The 16,441-nt window shown below is 69.1% G+C and carries 17 protein-coding genes; 6 read left to right on the top strand and 11 right to left on the bottom strand.

Translation table 11 applies throughout. The features are described from left to right. Positions 1-7 precede the first annotated feature (7 nt). From ACFLIM_RS15035 to ACFLIM_RS15025, 3 genes are all read left to right on the top strand, one after another. Positions 8-718 carry a class I SAM-dependent methyltransferase gene (locus ACFLIM_RS15035; protein ID WP_393165607.1) on the top strand — a complete coding sequence of 237 codons (711 nt, stop codon included), beginning with the start codon at positions 8-10 and terminating at the stop codon, positions 716-718. Further along, positions 715-1,785 (top strand): prenyltransferase, encoded by a 1,071-nt coding sequence (locus ACFLIM_RS15030; protein WP_393165605.1) that lies wholly within the window; start codon positions 715-717, stop codon positions 1,783-1,785. The genes ACFLIM_RS15035 and ACFLIM_RS15030 overlap by 4 nt, the downstream gene beginning before the upstream one ends. A 76-nt stretch (positions 1,786-1,861) precedes the next feature. Further along, a complete protein-coding gene (locus ACFLIM_RS15025) occupies positions 1,862-2,908 on the top strand; it encodes a DUF1702 family protein (protein WP_393165604.1) in 1,047 nt (348 codons plus the stop codon). 8 nt (positions 2,909-2,916) lie between these two features. Here ACFLIM_RS15025 and ACFLIM_RS15020 read toward each other — a convergent pair whose 3' ends face one another. Beyond that, positions 2,917-3,546 carry a class I SAM-dependent methyltransferase gene (locus tag ACFLIM_RS15020; RefSeq protein ID WP_393166194.1) on the bottom strand — a complete coding sequence of 210 codons (630 nt, stop codon included), beginning with the start codon at positions 3,544-3,546 and terminating at the stop codon, positions 2,917-2,919. Positions 3,547-3,632: 86 nt separating this feature from the next. Here ACFLIM_RS15020 and ACFLIM_RS15015 point away from each other — a divergent pair, with 86 nt between their 5' ends. The 3 genes from ACFLIM_RS15015 to ACFLIM_RS15005 are packed head-to-tail and all read left to right on the top strand — an operon-like array spanning position 3,633 to position 5,389. Further along, the gene (locus tag ACFLIM_RS15015) at positions 3,633-4,085 is read left to right on the top strand and encodes a pyridoxamine 5'-phosphate oxidase family protein (RefSeq protein ID WP_393165602.1); all 453 of its coding nucleotides are present in this window, start codon (positions 3,633-3,635) and stop codon (positions 4,083-4,085) included. Next, the gene (locus tag ACFLIM_RS15010) at positions 4,082-4,273 is read left to right on the top strand and encodes a ferredoxin (RefSeq protein WP_393165600.1); all 192 of its coding nucleotides are present in this window, start codon (positions 4,082-4,084) and stop codon (positions 4,271-4,273) included. Before ACFLIM_RS15015 ends, ACFLIM_RS15010 begins: the two co-directional genes overlap by 4 nt. Before the next feature lie 27 nt (positions 4,274-4,300). Continuing rightward, positions 4,301-5,389, top strand: a complete 1,089-nt coding sequence (locus tag ACFLIM_RS15005) for a Zn-dependent alcohol dehydrogenase (protein ID WP_393165597.1) — start codon at positions 4,301-4,303, stop codon at positions 5,387-5,389. A 63-nt stretch (positions 5,390-5,452) separates the two neighbouring features. Here the strand turns inward: ACFLIM_RS15005 and ACFLIM_RS15000 are convergent, their stop codons facing one another. From ACFLIM_RS15000 to ACFLIM_RS14955, 10 genes are all read right to left on the bottom strand, one after another. Next, the gene (locus tag ACFLIM_RS15000; protein WP_393165595.1) at positions 5,453-6,661 is read right to left on the bottom strand and encodes a Fic family protein; all 1,209 of its coding nucleotides are present in this window, start codon (positions 6,659-6,661) and stop codon (positions 5,453-5,455) included. 195 nt (positions 6,662-6,856) lie between these two features. Then, positions 6,857-7,183 carry a divalent cation tolerance protein CutA gene (gene cutA / locus ACFLIM_RS14995; protein WP_393165593.1) on the bottom strand — a complete coding sequence of 109 codons (327 nt, stop codon included), beginning with the start codon at positions 7,181-7,183 and terminating at the stop codon, positions 6,857-6,859. Between the two features lie 186 nt (positions 7,184-7,369). Then, the gene (locus ACFLIM_RS14990) at positions 7,370-8,374 is read right to left on the bottom strand and encodes a sugar phosphate isomerase/epimerase family protein (RefSeq protein WP_393165591.1); all 1,005 of its coding nucleotides are present in this window, start codon (positions 8,372-8,374) and stop codon (positions 7,370-7,372) included. A 3-nt stretch (positions 8,375-8,377) separates the two neighbouring features. Beyond that, on the bottom strand, positions 8,378-9,529 hold the full coding sequence (locus tag ACFLIM_RS14985) for a Gfo/Idh/MocA family protein (RefSeq protein WP_393165589.1): 1,152 nt from the start codon (positions 9,527-9,529) through the stop codon (positions 8,378-8,380). 11 nt (positions 9,530-9,540) lie between these two features. Further along, complete coding sequence (locus ACFLIM_RS14980; protein ID WP_393165587.1) at positions 9,541-10,587, bottom strand: substrate-binding domain-containing protein; 1,047 nt, start codon at positions 10,585-10,587, stop codon at positions 9,541-9,543. Continuing rightward, the gene (locus ACFLIM_RS14975) at positions 10,584-11,591 is read right to left on the bottom strand and encodes an ABC transporter permease (protein ID WP_393165585.1); all 1,008 of its coding nucleotides are present in this window, start codon (positions 11,589-11,591) and stop codon (positions 10,584-10,586) included. The genes ACFLIM_RS14980 and ACFLIM_RS14975 overlap by 4 nt, the downstream gene beginning before the upstream one ends. Next, positions 11,591-13,075 carry a sugar ABC transporter ATP-binding protein gene (locus ACFLIM_RS14970; RefSeq protein ID WP_393165583.1) on the bottom strand — a complete coding sequence of 495 codons (1,485 nt, stop codon included), beginning with the start codon at positions 13,073-13,075 and terminating at the stop codon, positions 11,591-11,593. Before ACFLIM_RS14970 ends, ACFLIM_RS14975 begins: the two co-directional genes overlap by 1 nt. A gap of 23 nt (positions 13,076-13,098) precedes the next feature. After that, positions 13,099-14,256 carry an ROK family transcriptional regulator gene (locus tag ACFLIM_RS14965; protein ID WP_393165581.1) on the bottom strand — a complete coding sequence of 386 codons (1,158 nt, stop codon included), beginning with the start codon at positions 14,254-14,256 and terminating at the stop codon, positions 13,099-13,101. A gap of 180 nt (positions 14,257-14,436) precedes the next feature. Next, positions 14,437-15,309: an SDR family oxidoreductase gene (locus tag ACFLIM_RS14960; RefSeq protein ID WP_393165579.1), complete on the bottom strand. Its 873-nt coding sequence runs from the start codon at positions 15,307-15,309 to the stop codon at positions 14,437-14,439. Between the two features lie 51 nt (positions 15,310-15,360). Beyond that, positions 15,361-16,419: an MBL fold metallo-hydrolase gene (locus ACFLIM_RS14955; RefSeq protein WP_393165577.1), complete on the bottom strand. Its 1,059-nt coding sequence runs from the start codon at positions 16,417-16,419 to the stop codon at positions 15,361-15,363. Between the last annotated feature and the right edge of the window lie 22 nt (positions 16,420-16,441).

Here is a 16,441-nt window from a genome sequence, read left to right as displayed (position 1 = left end):
GCGACAAGTGCTGACCGTGGACTTCGCCCGGCTGCCCGTCGGCCCCGGCGTACGCGTGCTCGACCTGGGCTGCGGCGGCGGCAGGCACGCCTTCGAGGTGCTGCGCCGGGGCGCGGACGTCACCGCGTTCGACATGGACCAGTCGGAGCTGGACGGCGTGGCGGGCATGTTCGTGGCGATGGACAAGGCGGGCGAGGTGCCGCCGGGGGCCAGCGGGGAGATCGTCCAGGGTACGGCGCTCGACATGCCCTTCGAGGACGGCAGCTTCGACCGGGTCATCGCGGCCGAGGTGCTGGAGCACATCCCCGACGACATGACGGCCATGCGCGAGATCTTCCGCGTGCTCAAGCCCGGCGGCACGGCCGCGATCACCGTGCCGAGCTTCCTGCCCGAACGCATCTGCTGGGCGCTGGACGAGGACTATCACACGGCCCCGGGCGGACATGTCCGGATCTATACGTTGGCCGAGCTGTCCGCCAAGCTGAAGTCCACCGGCTTCGAGATCGGCCCGCACCACCACGCCCACGGGCTGCACGCGCCGTACTGGTGGATCAAGTGCGCGGTCGGCGTCAACAACGACGAGCATCCGCTCGCCAAGGCGTACCACGGGCTGCTGGTCTGGGACATCATGAAGCGCCCGGCCGCCACCAGGATCGCCGAAGCCGTGCTCAACCCGGTGATCGGCAAGAGCGTGGTCCTCTACGTCAGGAAGCCATGATCTCCCGCGAGGAGGTCGTACGCACGGCCGGGAGCATCGCGGCGATGCAGCAGGACGACGGCGCTGTGCCCTGGCCGGAGGGGCACGTGGACGCCTGGAACCACGTCGAGTGCCTGATGGCCATGTCCGTCGCGGGGCTCGGCGAGCCCGTGCGGCGCGGTTACGAATGGCTGGCCCGCCACCAGCGCGCCGACGGCTCCTGGCCGATGAAGCTGGTCGACGGCGTGCCCACCGAGCTGGGCGGCGAGACCAACCACGCCGCCTACGTGGCCGCCGGAGTCTGGCACCACCACCTCGTCACCGGCGATCAGGCGTTCACCGAGGAACGCTGGCCCATGGTCAAGGCCGCGCTCGACTACGTGGCGGGCCTCCAGACCGAGCGCGGCGAGATCGTCTGGGAACGCGACGCGCAGGGCAATGCCTCGACGTACGCGCTGCTCACCGGGTGCTCGTCCATCCACCAGGGGCTGCGCTGCGGCGTGCTGCTCGCGGACCACCTGGGTGACCCGCAGCCGCACTGGGAGCTGGCCGCCGACCGGCTGGCGCACGTGCTGGCGGCGCATCCCGAGGCGTTCGCCGACAAGAGCCGCTTCTCCATGGACTGGTACTACCCCGTGCTCGGCGGCGCGGTGCGCGGGCGGCAGGCGTTCGAGCTGCTGGAACGCGAGTGGTCGACGTTCGTGGTGCCCGGGCTGGGCATCCGGTGCGTGTCGGACCAGCCGTGGGTGACCGGGGCCGAGACCTGCGAGCTGGTGCTGGCGCTCGACGCGCTGGGGGATCGGGGGCGGGCGGTCACGTTGTTCGCGGACGTACAGCACCTGCGGCACGAGGACGGCTCGTACTGGACGGGGTGGCAGTTCGCCAACCGCAGGCACTTCCCCCACGAGCGCTCCGGCTACACCGCCGCCGCCGCCATCCTGGCCGCCGACGCGCTGCTGCGGCTCTCGCCGGGGTCCGGCCTGTTCAGGGACATCCCGGAGACATCGGTGTTCGACCCCGAGATCTGCGGATGCGCCGCCGGTACGGGACTGCGCGTCCCTCCCCAGGTCGCCGAAGAGGGCCACTGATCTTCCTTGGCCACCCGCAAGGGCTTTTGCGGGTTCTTTGCCGGGGAAATCCGGTGCGCCGCCGACGAAAGGCGCAATGGGCTTACTAGCTTCTGAGTGGCCGGTACGAGGCGTCTTCGGGGGAAGCGTGGGCGACACGGGCACAACATCGTTCTTGGACCAGGTCAGGACCGACCCGGCACTGTCTCCGGCGAGGGGGCTGCGGAGGTTCCTGGCCAAGGATCCGCTGGAGTCCGATCTGGGTCGGCGAAGGTTCCGGCTCAGAGGGGGAGCTTCTCGCACAGTCTTCACCAACGCCGAAAAATCATATGTTTTCGGCTTCAACGCGGTGATGTCGCGAGAAGTTGAGAAGGTCGAGGAAATTTCGGGAGAGCAGCGGCCCTTCGGCTACGAAGGGGCGGCAGCCGCCTGCACCATGCTCGACCTGCTCACGCTGACACGGGGCCGGCGCCTTCACGAGCTACTTGCCGGCCCCGCCCAGCATCACCGCCACGCCGCCTACCTCGGCGCCGGTCGCGGGTACGCCCTGGTGCGGCTGCGGCCCGTGTGGGGCGCGCGGCGGGCCCATCCGCTGCTGCGCTGGCTGGCGGTGGACGGGTTCGGGTTCCAGTGGAGCCTGAGCAGGGCCGATCGCATGGTGGGCGAGCGGACGATGCCCGACCTGCTCACGAGGGCGCACTGCGCCGTGTTCGACCAGGGGCTGGGACGGCTGCTCTGGTATCACGACAGCGCCTCGCCCGACGACGTCGCCGCCAGGGTCGGCGGGTATCCGGCGGGGCGACGGGCCGATCTGTGGAGCGGGGTCGGGTTCGCGGCGACGTACACCGGTGGGGCCGAGGCCGACGAACTCTGGTGGCTGACCGAGCACGCGGGGGCCGACGGGTTCCGGGCCCACCTGGCGCAGGGCTGCGCCTTCGCCGTGGCCGCCCGGTTGCGGTCCGGGGTGTTGCCGGACCACGCGGCGCAGGCCGTACCGATACTGGCTGGGGCAGAGCCCGACGAGGCGGCGTCGTGGACGGACCGGGCGCTCATCGCGCTCGGGCACGAGGCGCACACGCACGAGGACTTCCAGCGCTGGCAGTCCCAGACCCGCCGCTCCTGGGCCCGCCGCCACCACCACTGACCAGCCCGCTAGATGCCGGGACCGACGCGTTCCAGCACGCGCAGGGAGCCCTGCACCGACACCTCCGCGAACGCCCCGGACTCCAGCGCCCGCACATACACCCGGTACGGCGCCTGCCCCCCATCGGCGGGATCGGGATAGACGTCGTGGAACACCAACGCCCCACCCTCCATGACATGCGGCGCCCATCCCTCGTAGTCCCGGGTCACCGGCTCCTCGGAATGGCCGCCGTCGATGAACAACATGCCCAGCGGCGCCCGCCAGAGCTCGGCGACCCGCTCCGACCTCCCGACGATCGCGATCACCTCGTCCTCCAGCCCCGCGGCCGCGATCGTGGACCGGAACGTCGGCAACGAGTCCATCTTCCCGACCCGCGGATCCACCAGCGTCGGATCGTGGTGCGCCCACCCCGGCTGGATCTCCTCCGACCCCCGGTGATGATCCACGGTGACGACCACGGACCCGGCCTGCCTGGCCGCCGCGCCCAGGTAGATCGCGGACTTGCCGCAGTAGGTGCCGATCTCGCAGATGGGCCCGAGCTTTCCGTACTGGCAGGCCACCTCGAACAGGGCCGAACCCTCCTCGGGCGGCATGAATCCCTTGGCGTGTTTAGCTGCGTAGAGCAGCTCTGACGGCATCGTCATAGGCATGCACCCTAACCGAACCGAATAACATTCCAGGGAGCACTTGCAGGCGTCTTCTGCAACCTGTTCTACTTGGCAACGTGAATCAGCGCGCTCGCATCGCGATGTCGGACGACGACGTCACCGCGTTCCTGGAGGGCTCACGCAAGCTGCAACTGGCGACCATCAACCCGGACGGCATGCCGCACCTGGTGACCATGTTCTACGGGCTCGACGAGGGCAGGATCGCCTTCTGGACCTACGGCAAGGCCCAGAAGGCCCGCAACCTGGCCCGCGACCCCCGGGTGAGCTGCCTGGTCGAGGCCGGCGACGATTACGGCGAGCTGCGCGGCGTCCTGGTGTACGGCAAGGCCGAGCGAGTGGACGACCGGGACCGGGTCATGGCCATCGGCCTGATGATCGCCCGCAGGATGACTCCGGGCGTCCCGGACGAGCTGTTGCGCCCGTACGTGGAGAAGACCGGGCTCAAGCGGATCGCGTACGTCGTCGAGCGCACCAAAGTGGTCTCATGGGATCACCGGAGGCTCACATGAAAGTCAAGCTCAATGAGCTGGTCTGCGAGGCCAACGCCGTGTGCATGGGGCTGGCCCCGGAGGTGTTCGAGGTGGACGACGACGACCAGCTGCACATCCTTCTTCCGGAACCACCCCCCGAGATGCTCGACCGCGTCCGCCACGCGGTCAGGTCCTGCCCCAAAGCCGCCCTTTCCCTCGAGGAATAAGCCCCCAGGCACGAGGAGGAACCCCACATGCGCGCCGCGATCCTGCACGCCGTAGGCAACGACAAGCTCGACATCCGCGACGACGTCACCCTGGCCCCGGTCGGGCCGACGGACGTACGCGTACGGATCCGGGCGACCGGTGTCTGCCACTCGGACCTGTCGGCCATGTCCGGCGTGCTGCCGCAACCCGTGCCGCTCGTCCCGGGCCACGAAGGCGCGGGCGAGGTGGTGGAGGTGGGCGAGCACGTCAGTTCCGTCAAGCCGGGCGACCACGTGGTGGTCAGCTGGCGCCCGGCCTGCCAGGACTGCGACCTGTGCCTGGGCGGCCAGCCGTACCTGTGCATGAAGTACGTGATCGAGTCCTTCACCAAGGGCAACTTCCGGTTCGGCGGCGACGGGGCGACGGCGTTCGGGATGGCGGGCTGCGGCACCTGGGCCGAGGAGATCGTCGTCCCGTGGCAGGGCGCGATCAAGATCGACGACGAGGTGTCGTGGGAGGCGGCGGCCCTGATCGGCTGCGGCATCACGACGGGCGTGGGCGCCGCGCTCAACACCGCGAAGGTACGCCCCGGCTCCACGGTCGCGGTGATCGGCTGCGGCGGCGTGGGCCTGTCCGTCATCCAGGGCGCCCGCGTCTCCGGCGCCAGGACGATCCTCGCGGTCGACCCGCTGGAGTCCAAGCACGAGCTGGCCAAGAAGGTCGGCGCGACGCACGCGGTCACGCCGGAGCAGATCCCCCAGGCCCTGAACGACCTCACCGGCGGCAGTGGCTTCGACTACGGCTTCGAGGTGGTCGGCAAGTCGGCCACGATCCAGAACGCCTGGCAGATCACCCGGGCCGGCGGCGACGTCATCGTGGTCGGGGCGGGCGCGATGGACGACATGGTGTCGATCTCGGCGTTCAGCCTGCTGTTCGAAGGCAAGAACCTGCTCTCCAGCCTGTACGGCGAAGCGGACGTACGCCACGACTTCCCCTACTTCGCCAAGCTCCACAAGGCCGGCAAGCTGGACCTCGAATCGCTGATCAGCGCCCGCATCCGCCTGGCCGACCTGAACGACGCGGTCGAGGCCCTGCGCAACGGCGAGGTCCTCCGCCAGATCGTCCTCATGGACTGACCGTTGGGGAACCTGGTGCAGGAGTCCGGTCCTGCACCAGGTTCCTCCAAGCCACGTCACCGCTCAGCGTTGCGGCCGGGCGGGAACGATTCGTCCGGGCGGCGATTCGCGCGTGTCCCAGCGGGTGCTCGCCAGGCGGCGCTCGGTCAGCGTGAGCAGGTCAAAGATCTCGCGGGCGAGATACCCCGTGGTGTTTCTTTCCACCTGCTTGGGATACAGGATGCCGGCCCCTGCAAGCTCCTCCAATGCCTGGCGCGCGGCGGGATGCGTGATCGAGAGCAGACATTGCACGGTACGGGCGGTCACGAGCGGCACCGCCGGCAGGAGATTCAGAAGGCGTGCGACCGCTGAGTCTGTCCGGGGCATCGGGCGCAAACCCTGAGACTCGCGGAAGCGACGGTGTCGTGCCAGCCACTGGTCGTGTAGTTCACTGAGCTCGTCAGCGAACCTCTCCGCTTGCTCAACGGCGGTAGAGGTAGCCGCGAGAAACACACGCAGCCAGGCGTTGGTCCCTCGCTGTGACTCTGCCGATCCAGGTTCTCCCGCGTGCCTGTACGCCGTGAGCCCATCGACGTACGCATCCGATCGCGTGAGCAGCACGAGGCTGATCGGAAGGATCGCGTGGGGTGTGAGACCCCGGCGAGCCAGAACTGTGTGGATCAGTGCCCGGCCAACCCGGCCGTTGCCGTCCGTGAACGGGTGAATCGTCTCGAACTGTGCATGTGCCAACGTCGCTTGGATCAAGGGCGAGTGTTCGGCCATGTTGATGTACGACACGAGATCGTCCATCAAGGGCTGGACATGCCCGGGCGGGGGCGGAACGAACTCGGCGTCCAGCGGATGCCAATTCCCTCCTCCCACCCAATTCTGCACCTCGCGCAGGCCATGATGCCTCTCCTCGGGAAGCAACGCCGTGTGCAAAGCGACGACGTCCGCCACGGAGACCGACTCGACTGCGACGAGTTCAGTGACGGCTTGCCGCAGCGCCTTCACGTTGTTGGCGACCAGAGCCGCCGTCGCGGTGAACCCCCTTGACACCCCCGGGTCGTGCACGGCCAGCTCGGCGAGCGCGACCTGCTGCGGGGACGTCTGCAGCCCTTCGATACGCGACGATGCGATCGCCTCTGACCGGAGGAGGAAGCGGGCGAGACCGTCCACGCCGTGACTGGCGGAGTGCGACGTAAGCCGTCTGACGAGCCCTTCTGCCTTGGCGGCTTCCTGCGCGACGTCCGGCGCGATGACAAGGGTCCCGCCTACCAGATGGTCGGGCACATAGGGACGATAGACGCCGCCCTGTCTGTCCCGCCTACTCGGGGCGTCCCATGCCGCGGGCCACGAGGCCTCTAGGTACACCGCCACGGCGATTATCCTTTCACGCTCACCTCAACGATGAAAGGATAAGCCGTATCCTTTCATCGCAGTGTCTTTCGTGTAAGGATCCAGCGGGTCCCGAGCGTGGGTACGCCCTCATCGCCGGTCCCGGTTGGCCTGATCACGTAGCCAGTCCAGTTGAGCCTGGTTACCGCTCGAGGTCGGGAGCGCCAGGATGGGGATTTCCTCGTCGCGGTGGTTCTCCCCGACGTGCTGCTCGATCGCGGCCAGCTGCGACGCGGTCGTGATGACCGCCAGCTGCCAGGCGCTTGCCTCCTCGATCCCGTTTTCCCGCCGGATCAGCCGCGTCACTTCCCCGATGTCGATCGAGGCGGCAAGGCCGGTGTGCAGCAGGCTGTGCGCCAGTCGGGACGCTTTCTCGTGTCCCTCGATGGTGATGTGGACCTCGATGAATTCCGCCATGAACCCATCCTTTGCGGGGAGAGCCGACTATCGGCGGAAGGGACTCTAGCGTGCTGGACTCGTGACGGAAAGTGAACGGGTGACTCCCAGATTGCCGGCAACCCCCAATGCGACTCCGCCGGTGCCGGGGGGCGCGAGGGGCGGCCTTGTGTGGCGCGCCCCAAGCGGTGCCCTCCCGGCCGAAGGTCAGGTGGTGGAGAAGGCGGCGTCGAAGGCGGTGGTGGGTGGGGTGATGGAGTTGAGCTTGCGGATGTACGCCAGCGCCTCCTTCGCCCCGTCCAGCCGGTCCATGCCCGCGTCCTCCCACTCGATCGAGATCGGCCCTTCGTACCCGATCGAGTTGAGGGCCCGGAAGCAGTCCTCCCACGGCACGTCGCCGCGGCCCGTCGAGACGAAGTCCCAGCCCCTTCGCATGTCGGCCCACGGCAGGTGCGAGGACAGGCGGCCCTTGCGCCCGTCGCCCACCCGCATGCGGGTGTCCTTGCAGTCCACGTGGTAGATCCGGTCCTTGAAGTCCAGGATGAACCCCACCGGGTCCAGGTCCTGCCAGACCATGTGCGACGGGTCCCAGTTCAGGCCGAACGCCGGCCGGTGGCCGATCGCCTCCAGGGTGCGTACCGTCGTGTGGTAGTCGTACGCGATCTCGCTCGGGTGGACCTCGTGCGCGAAGCGCACTCCGACCTCGTCGAAGACGTCGAGGATCGGGTTCCAGCGGTCCGCGAAGTCCTGGTAGCCGGCCTCGACCATCGAAGCGGGCACCGGCGGGAACATGGCCACCGTGTGCCAGATCGACGAACCCGTGAAGCCCACGACCGTGTCCACGCCCAGCAGGGAAGCGGCCCTGGCGGTGTTCTTCAGGTCCTCCGCCGCGGCCTGGCGTACGGACTCCGGATCCCCCGAGCCCCAGATGCGCGCCGGCAGGATGGACTTGTGGCGCTCGTCGATGGGGTGGTCGCAGACCGCCTGGCCGACGAGGTGGTTGGAGATGGTCCAGACCTTGAGGCCGTGCTTGTCGAGCTGGGCGCGCTTCTGCTCGACATAGGACGGGTCCGCCACCGCCTGGGCCACGTCGAAGTGGTCGCCCGAGCAGGCGATCTCCAGGCCGTCGTAACCCCATTCGGCCGCGAGCCGGCACACCTCCTCGAATGGCAGGTCGGCCCACTGCCCTGTGAACAGGGTGACAGGTCGCATGAGTCAGTCCTCCACGTTCGTGTAGCGGCTGCCCTCAGCCGCGCTCTGCTCGACCGCCGCCAGCACCCGCTGCACCCGCAGCCCGTCCGCGAACGACGGCGTGGGGTCGGCTCCGGCGGCGATCGCCTCCAGGAAGTCCTTGACCTCGTGGGTGAAGGTGTGTTCGTAGCCGAGCCCGTGCCCGGGCGGCCACCAGGCACCCGCGTAGGGATGGTCCGGCTCGGTGACCAGGATCCGCTCGAAGCCGCCGCCATGGGAGCTGAACCACAACTCGTTCATGGCCTCGAAGTCGAACGCCAGGCTGCCGAGCGAGCCGAAGATCTCGATGCGCATCGCGTTCTTGCGCCCGTTGGCGAACCGGGTGGCCTCGAACGAGGCCAGCCCGCCGCCGGACAACCGGCCGATGAACAGCGCGGCGTCGTCGACGGTGACCGGCCCCATGGACTCGGCCCGGGAAGCGCCCAGACCCGCCGACTCCGCGGCGAGCGGGCGTTCCTTGATGAACGTCTCCGTCAGCGCGGAGACGCCCACCACCTTCTCCCCGGTGATGAACTGGGCGGCGTCCACGATGTGCGAGCCGATGTCGCCGAGCGCGCCGGCTCCTGCCTTGTCCTTCTGCAGCCGCCACACCAGCGGGAACTCCGGGTCGACGATCCAGTCCTGCAGGTACGCGGCCCGCACGTGCCTGATCTCGCCGATCCGGCCCTCCTCGACGTATCGGCGGGCGAGCGCGATCGCGGGCACCCGCCGGTAGTTGAAGGCCACCATGCTCTTACCCGAAGCCGCGGCCGCCGCCCGCACCATGGCCTCGGCCTCGGCGACGGTGTTGGCCAGCGGCTTCTCGCAGAGCACGTGTTTACCGGCCCGCAGCGCGGCGATGGCGATCTCGGCATGGGAGTCGCCCGGCGTGCAGATGTCGACGATCTGCACGTCGTCGCGCTTGACCAGCTCCCGCCAGTCCGTCTCGACGTCGGCCCAGCCGAGCTGCGCGGCGGCGGTCTCGGTGCGTTCCTTCGACCTGCCGGCGAGCACCGCCATCCGCGGCGCCAGCGGCAGGTCGAAGAAGGCCCCCACGCTGCGCCAGGCCTGGGAGTGGACACGGCCCATGAAGGCGTAGCCGACCATGCCCACGCCGATGCTCGTTCTGTCTGACATGCAACCCCCGATCAGGATTCGAAGCCGAGCGCCAGGTACTTCTCGACGTTCTCCTTGGTAATGGTCTCGGATGCGAGCGTCAGTGACTGCGGAACCTGGTTCTCCACCAGATCACTCATGCCCTTACCCTGCGCGATCAGACGTGCGAGTTTGATCGCCGACGAGGCCATCGTAGGGCTGTAGGTGACGGTGGCCTGCAGCACGGACGAACCCGACTGGATCTCCTTCATCGCGTTCAGCGAGCCGGCCCCGCCGACCATGATGAACTCGTTGCGGCTGGCCTCCTTGATGGCGGCCAGCACGCCGACACCCTGGTCGTCGTCGTGGTTCCAGAGCGCGTCGATCTTCTTGTGCGCCTGGAGCAGCGACGTGGCCACCTCGTTGCCGGTCTCGACGGTGAACTGGGCGTCCTGCTTGGCCGTGACGCTGAACCCGTACGTCTTCAGCGCGTCGGCGAAGCCCTTGGTGCGGTCCTGGGTCAGGGGCAGCGTGGCGATGCCCTGGATCTCCACGATGACGGGGTTCGAGACTCCCTTGTCCTTGAGCTGCTTGCCGATGAAGTGCCCGGCCGCGACGCCCATGCCGTAGTTGTCGCCGCCGATCCAGGTCCGATATGCCAATTTGTCCGGAAATATCCGGTCAAGGTTGATGACCGGGATCCCCGCCTCCGTGGCCTGCAGCGCGACCTGGTTCAGCTGCTGACCGTCGTTCGGCAGGATGACCAGCGCGTTCACCTTGGCCGCGATGAGCGACTCGACCGCGGAGATCTGCTGGTTGATGTCGTTCGTGGGCTCGACGGGCTTGAACTCGATGTCGGAGTACTGCTTGGCGGCCGCCTCCGCGTTCTTGGCGATGGCCGCGATCCACCCGTGGTCCGCGGCCGGCGCCGAGAAGCCGATCACGACCTTCGTACCCGGCTGGTCGTTGCCGCTCGCCGCGGGGGCGGGCGCGGGGGCCGCGCTGCTCGGCGCGGCCGCGGGCTCGTTGCTGGTGCAGCCGGCCGCTAAGAGTACGGCTCCGCCGACGAGGAAACCCCGGCGCGCGACGTTCTCACTCATGGTGCTCTCTCCTTTAGGTTCCGCCGCTGGAGAAGTACGGCGAGGACGATGATCAGGCCCTTGGCGATCAACTGGTCGCTGGTGTTGAGCCCGTTGAGAATAAACAGATTGGTAATCAGGGTGAAGATCAGCAGACCCAGGATCGAGCCCACGATCGTGCCCCGGCCCCCGGTGAGCAGCGTGCCGCCGATGATGACGGCGGCGATGGCGTCGAGCTCGTACAGGTCGCCGTGGGTGGACGAGCCTGTCGTCGTACGGGCCATGATGAGGATGGCGGCCAGGCCGCAGCACAGCCCGGACAGGGCGTAGAGCAGCATCGTGTGCCTGCGCACGTCGATCCCGGCGAGCCTGGCGGCCTCCGGGTTGCCCCCGACCGCGTACGTCCGCCGCCCGAACGTCGTGCGGTTGAGCAGGATCCACCCCAGCACCACCACCAGGGCGAAGATGTAGACCAGCAGCGGGATGCCGAGCCAGCGCGTGAGCGACAGGTCCACCAGCGCCGAGTTGTCGGTCCCGACGAGCTGCGTCTTGCGGTCGGACATGCGCTGCGCCAGCCCGCGGGCGGCGACCAGCATGGCCAGCGTGGCGATGAACGGCACCATCCGCCCGTAGGCGATGAGCAACCCGTTCACCAGTCCGGCGCCGGTGCCGACGAGGATCGCGCAGATCGCCATCACCACCGGCCCGTACGACTGTGTGGCCAGCGTCGTCGCCCAGACCGAGGCCAGCGCCATGACCGCGCCCACCGACAGGTCGATGCCGCCGCCGATGATCACGAACGTGGCCCCGACCGTGATCACGCCGATCGTGGCGGCCAGGGACAGGATGCTGACGAAGTTGGAGGCGGTGGCGAAGTTCTCCGGCCTGGTGACCAGGCCGACGACGATCAGCAGGGCGAGGGCGCCCAGCAGGCCGAGATGTCGCATCTCGCTGACGCCGCGAATCGACGACAGACCCGGCGCGGCCGTCTTGGTGGCGGCCCTGTCCGTAGCGGGCTCGCTCATCACGCCGCCCTCCCATTCATGATCATGTCGAGTACGCGGTGCTCGTCCAGCTCCGCGGCGACGCCCTGGTGGATGACCGACCCCTCGCGCAGCACCAGCACCCGGTCGGCCAGGCCGAGCACCTCCGGCACTTCGCTGGAGACCAGCAACACGCCGATGCCCTGCTCGGCCAGGCCGCGGATCACCGCGTACAGCTCGGCCCTGGCGCCCACGTCCACACCCCTGGTCGGCTCGTCGAGCAGGAGCAGCTTGCGCCCGCCGAGCAGCCAGCGGGCGAGCACGGCCTTCTGCTGGTTGCCCCCCGATAACGTCCTGATCGGGCGTTCGGTGTCGGGCGGCCGGATGTCCAGCATTTCCGACAGCCGTCGGGCCTCGCTGCGCTCACGTTTGCGGTCGATCCAGCCGAACCTGGCGAACCCCGGCAGGCTGCCCAGCGTGATGTTGGCGGTGACGCTCTGGTCGAGGAGCAGGGCCTGGGCCTTGCGTTCCTCGGGGGCCAGGCCCATGCCGTGCCTGACGGTGCCGACGACGCCGCGCCGTACGGGCTTGCCCGCGAGCAGGACGCGGCCCGAGGCGGGGCGCGCGCCGTAGACCGCCTCCAGGATCTCCGAACGCCCGGAGCCGACCAGCCCCGCCAGGCCGACGATCTCGCCCGCCCGCACGGAGAACGAGACGTCGGCGAAGACGCCCGGCGAGGTCAGGCCCTCGACCGTGAGCACCTCCTCGCCCGGCGAGCGATCGGCTCTGGGCGGAAAGACGTACTCGACGTTCCGGCCGGTCATGAGTGAAACGATTTGCGTCGTGGGCGTGTCCCGCGCGGACAGGCCGACGGCGACCGTACGGCCGTCCTTGAGCACGGTCACCCGGTCGCCGATCTCGCGGATCTCCTCCAGCCGGTGCGAGATGTAGACGACCGCCACGCCCTGGGCCGTGAGCTCGCGGATGATCCTGAACAGGTTCGCGACCTCGTCGTGGGCCAGGGCGGCCGACGGCTCGTCCATGATGATCAGGCGGGCGTCGTGGGAGAGCGCGCGGGCCATCGAGACGACCTGCTTGGCCGCCGGCGACAACCGCCCGACCTCGGCGGACGGGCGGATCTCGGCGTGGCCCAGCCGCTCCAGCACCTCGCGGGCGGCGCGCCTGGCGGCGGGCCTGTTCACGAAGCCGAGGTGACTGTGCTCATGGCCGAGGAAGATGTTCTCGGCCACGCTGAGCCCGTCGACCAGGTCCAGCTCCTGGTAGATGGTGGCGAAACCGAGCTTGATGGCGTCGATCGGGCTGCTCGGCCGCACTTCCGTGCCGTTGAAGACGATCGTGCCCTCGTCCGGCTGGTGCACTCCGGCCAGCACCTTGATCAGGGTGGATTTGCCGGCGCCGTTCTGGCCGAGCAGGCAGTGCACCTCGCCGGCGCGTACGTCCAGGTCGACCCCGTCCAGCGCGCGCACGCCGGGGAACTGCTTGACGATGCCCTTCATGACCAGCATCGGGAGATCCCTTTCAGCGTTCTCTATGCGTTGACGATGCGGTTGATGTTGTCCGGTGACAGGTAGTGCTCGATGGCGAGGATTCCCGCCCCGAGCGCGGCCGCGTTGATGCCCGTACGGCTCGGCGTGATCGACAGGTGGTGCGTGGCCAGCGGGAGCGACCTGCGGTAGACCGTCTCCCTGATCCCGGCGAGCAGGTGCTCGTGCACCCGCGACAGCGCGCCGCCGATCACGATGACCTCGGGGTTGAAGAAGTTGACCAGGCTCGCCAGCACCTCGCCGATGAGCCGGCCCGCCTCCCTGACCAGCCGCAGCGCCTGCGTGTTGCCCGCCTGTACGAGCGCCACGACGTCCGCTCCCGACTCGGCCGCCAGGCCCAGCTCGGTCAGCCGCCGCGCGATCGCGGCCCCGCCGGCCACGGCCTCCAGGCAGGCGCTGTTGCCGCAGCGGCAGCCGGCGTCCTCGTGCCCGCTGACCCGGATGTGCCCGATGTCGCCGGCCGAGCCCTGGGCCCCCCTGTGCAACTTGCCCTCGGCCATGATCCCGCAGCCGATGCCCGTGCCGACCTTGACGAACAGCAGGTGTCCTGCGCCGGGGAAGGCGTTGCGGTGCTCGCCGAGCGCCATCACGTTGACGTCGTTGTCGACCAGCACGGACACACCGCCGAAGTATTCGGGGACGGGGTAGTCGTTCCAGCCGGGCATGATCGGCGGGTTGTTCGGCCGTCCGGTGGCGAACTCCACCGGCCCCGGCACCCCGATCCCCATTGCCCGCAGCGCCGACCGCGGCCGCCCCGCCCGGCCGAGCAGCAGATCGAGCCGCTGGTCCACGTGGGCGAGGACCTTCTCGGGACCCTCACCGATCAGCAGCGAGTCCTCGCATTCGGCCAGCACGTTGCCGGAGATGTCCATCAGCGCCACCCGGCAGTGCGTGGCGCCCAGGTCCACGCCCGCGAAGGCGTGCTCCTCGGTGTGCAGGCGCAGCTGGCGCGGGGGCCGGCCGCCGGTGGACTCGCCGCTCTCCGTCTCCTCGACCAGGCCACGCTCGATCAGCGCGTCCACGCGCTGCGAGATCGTGGACCTGGCCAGGCCGGTGAGCCTGGCGAGATCGGAACGGGTCGTGGCCGAGCCCGCGCTGATCAACGTCAGCACGTCGCCGGCCGAACCCTGCTGAGGGGTCATGCCGAGACAATAAGATCACCGATGCGGCAAATCAAGAGTGAGAATCGACCAAACTCCCCCAACTTCCGCCGAAGATCGAACAAAGCACGGTCTCGCACCCCATTTCGCGACATTTCGGGATCAGTTCAAGCCAAAAGCCGGCCCCCGCCCACAGGCGAGGACCGGCGCAGAGGGATCGGACTAGAGCATGGCCTTCATCGAGTCGGCGGCCGTGAGGACGTACGGCTGCTCGGCCATGACCGCGTCCCAGTTGCCGGCGATCGCCTCCGGCGTGAGGTCGTCGGTCTTCCAGCCGGGTCCCTCGGCCACGAACACCCGCGCCACCCGGCCGCCCCCGACGGTGAACACCTCGCCGCTCACCTCGCACGACTCGTGCACGAGGTACGCCACCAGCGCGCTCACCCGCTCCGGCGTGAACTTGGCCGCGAACTCGGCCGGCAGCAGCGACTCCGTCATCCGGGTCCAGGCGACGGGCGCGATGGCGTTGGCCCTGATGCCGTTGCGCGCGCCCTCGATCCCGAGCGTCTTCGTCAGCCCGACCAGCCCCATCTTGGCGGTGGAGTAGTTGGCCTGCCCGAAGTTGCCGAACAGCCCGGCGGGGCTGGAGGTGTTGACGATGCGCCCGTAGCCGGCCGCCTTCATCAGCGGGTACGCGGCCTGGCTGACCAGGTAGGACCCGCGTACGTGCACGGCCAGCACCCCGTCGAACTCCTCGACCGTCATCTTCCCGAACGACTTGTCCCGCAGGATCCCCGCGTTGTTGACCACGATGTCGACCTTGCCGAACGCGTCCACGGCCGCCTGCACGAGCGCCCTGGCGCCCTCCGGCGTGGCCACGTTGCCGGCGTTGGCGACGGCCTGGCCGCCGTTCTTGGTGATGAGCTCGACCACCTCGGCGGCGGGCCCGGCGGAGGCGCCCGTGCCGTCGAGCGCGCCGCCCAGGTCGTTGACCACGACCTTGGCCCCCCGCTCGGCCAGCAGCAGCGCGTGCGACCTGCCGAGACCGTGCCCGGCCCCCGTAATGATCGCGACCCTGTCATCGAACCGAAGCATCGAACCTCCCACGCAGAAGAACAACATTCTGGTACGAGTACGATAACCGCGTTACGGCAGGCGCCACAGCTCTGGCTCGCCGACCACCTTCCGCACCCGGCCCCTGGCCTCCAGCCACACCAGGTGCGCCAGCGTCTCGTTGTTGGCCGCCCGCCGCATGAACGGCGGGATCGTCTCCCACGGCCGCGACCAGGTCAGCCGGGTGGCCACGGCCCAGCACGTCACGCCGTCGAGCGCGCCGACGACCCGCTCGATCTCGGCCAGCCGCTCGTCGTGGTGCGCCATCACGTAATCGACGCGCTCGGCCAGCTCCAGGAACCGGTATTCATGCGCCGGCAGCACCTCCTCCACGTCCAGCTTGCGCACGGCGGCCAGCGCGTCGAGGTAGTCGGCCAGCGGGTTGGGCCCGGACTGGGGATGCACGGCCACGATCGGCGTGATCTTCGCCAGCACGTGGTCGCCGGAGAACAGCAGCCTGCGCGAGGGCGAGACGAAGCACAGGTGCCCGGGCGAGTGACCGGGGGTCCAGACGGCCCGCAGGTCCCAGCCGGGCAGCCCGAGCTCCTCCCCGTCCTCGACCAGCCGATCCGGCCTGGCCATGGAGACCATGTGCCTGATCATCATCGACGCCCCGGCCAGCTCGTCGAGCGTCAGCGCCGGCACGCCGCAGCGGGCCAGCAGCGCGCGTTCCCGCTCGACCAGGGAGTCGATGGCGCCGTCGTCGTAGCGCTCGCGGACCAGGCGCGCGTCGGCCGGGTGCAGCGCGATCCAGGCGCCCGACATCTCACGAATGCGCCCGGCCAGTCCGTAGTGGTCGGGGTGGATGTGGGTGACGAGTACGCCCTTGACGTCGATGATCGCGTACCCGGCCACGCCCAGGCCGGCGACGAGCGCGTCGTACGCCTCGTCGGTGTTCCACCCGGCGTCGACGATCGCCACGCCGCCGGGCAACTCCAGGACGTAGACCAGCACGTACCGGAGGGGGTTGATGGGGATCGGGACGGGGACCGACCACAGCCCGGGGCGTATCCGCTCGACGTCGGGGATCGTCCCGCCGGCCCACGCGTCGCGCTGCGCCGGGTTCGACGGGGTCACTGCAAACTTGGCCACAGGCCCGAATATAGTTCTGAAT

It is taken from the genome of Nonomuraea marmarensis, from assembly GCF_043197025.1.
GTDB lineage: Bacteria > Actinomycetota > Actinomycetes > Streptosporangiales > Streptosporangiaceae > Nonomuraea > Nonomuraea marmarensis.
Note: the sequence above shows the minus strand (reverse complement) of the source record. Positions and strands in the feature narration are given on the sequence as shown.

Coding starts and splice junctions, on each gene's coding strand:
- ACFLIM_RS15030 (WP_393165605.1), top strand. CDS start 715: ATGATCTCCCGCGAGGAGGTCGTACGCACGGCCGGGAGCATCGCGGCG.
- ACFLIM_RS15025 (WP_393165604.1), top strand. CDS start 1,862: ATGGGCTTACTAGCTTCTGAGTGGCCGGTACGAGGCGTCTTCGGGGGA.
- ACFLIM_RS15020 (WP_393166194.1), bottom strand. CDS start 3,546: ATGCCGTCAGAGCTGCTCTACGCAGCTAAACACGCCAAGGGATTCATG.
- ACFLIM_RS15010 (WP_393165600.1), top strand. CDS start 4,082: ATGAAAGTCAAGCTCAATGAGCTGGTCTGCGAGGCCAACGCCGTGTGC.
- ACFLIM_RS15005 (WP_393165597.1), top strand. CDS start 4,301: ATGCGCGCCGCGATCCTGCACGCCGTAGGCAACGACAAGCTCGACATC.
- cutA (WP_393165593.1), bottom strand. CDS start 7,183: ATGGCGGAATTCATCGAGGTCCACATCACCATCGAGGGACACGAGAAA.
- ACFLIM_RS14990 (WP_393165591.1), bottom strand. CDS start 8,374: ATGCGACCTGTCACCCTGTTCACAGGGCAGTGGGCCGACCTGCCATTC.
- ACFLIM_RS14985 (WP_393165589.1), bottom strand. CDS start 9,529: ATGTCAGACAGAACGAGCATCGGCGTGGGCATGGTCGGCTACGCCTTC.
- ACFLIM_RS14980 (WP_393165587.1), bottom strand. CDS start 10,587: ATGAGTGAGAACGTCGCGCGCCGGGGTTTCCTCGTCGGCGGAGCCGTA.
- ACFLIM_RS14975 (WP_393165585.1), bottom strand. CDS start 11,591: ATGAGCGAGCCCGCTACGGACAGGGCCGCCACCAAGACGGCCGCGCCG.
- ACFLIM_RS14970 (WP_393165583.1), bottom strand. CDS start 13,075: ATGCTGGTCATGAAGGGCATCGTCAAGCAGTTCCCCGGCGTGCGCGCG.
- ACFLIM_RS14965 (WP_393165581.1), bottom strand. CDS start 14,256: ATGACCCCTCAGCAGGGTTCGGCCGGCGACGTGCTGACGTTGATCAGC.
- ACFLIM_RS14960 (WP_393165579.1), bottom strand. CDS start 15,309: ATGCTTCGGTTCGATGACAGGGTCGCGATCATTACGGGGGCCGGGCAC.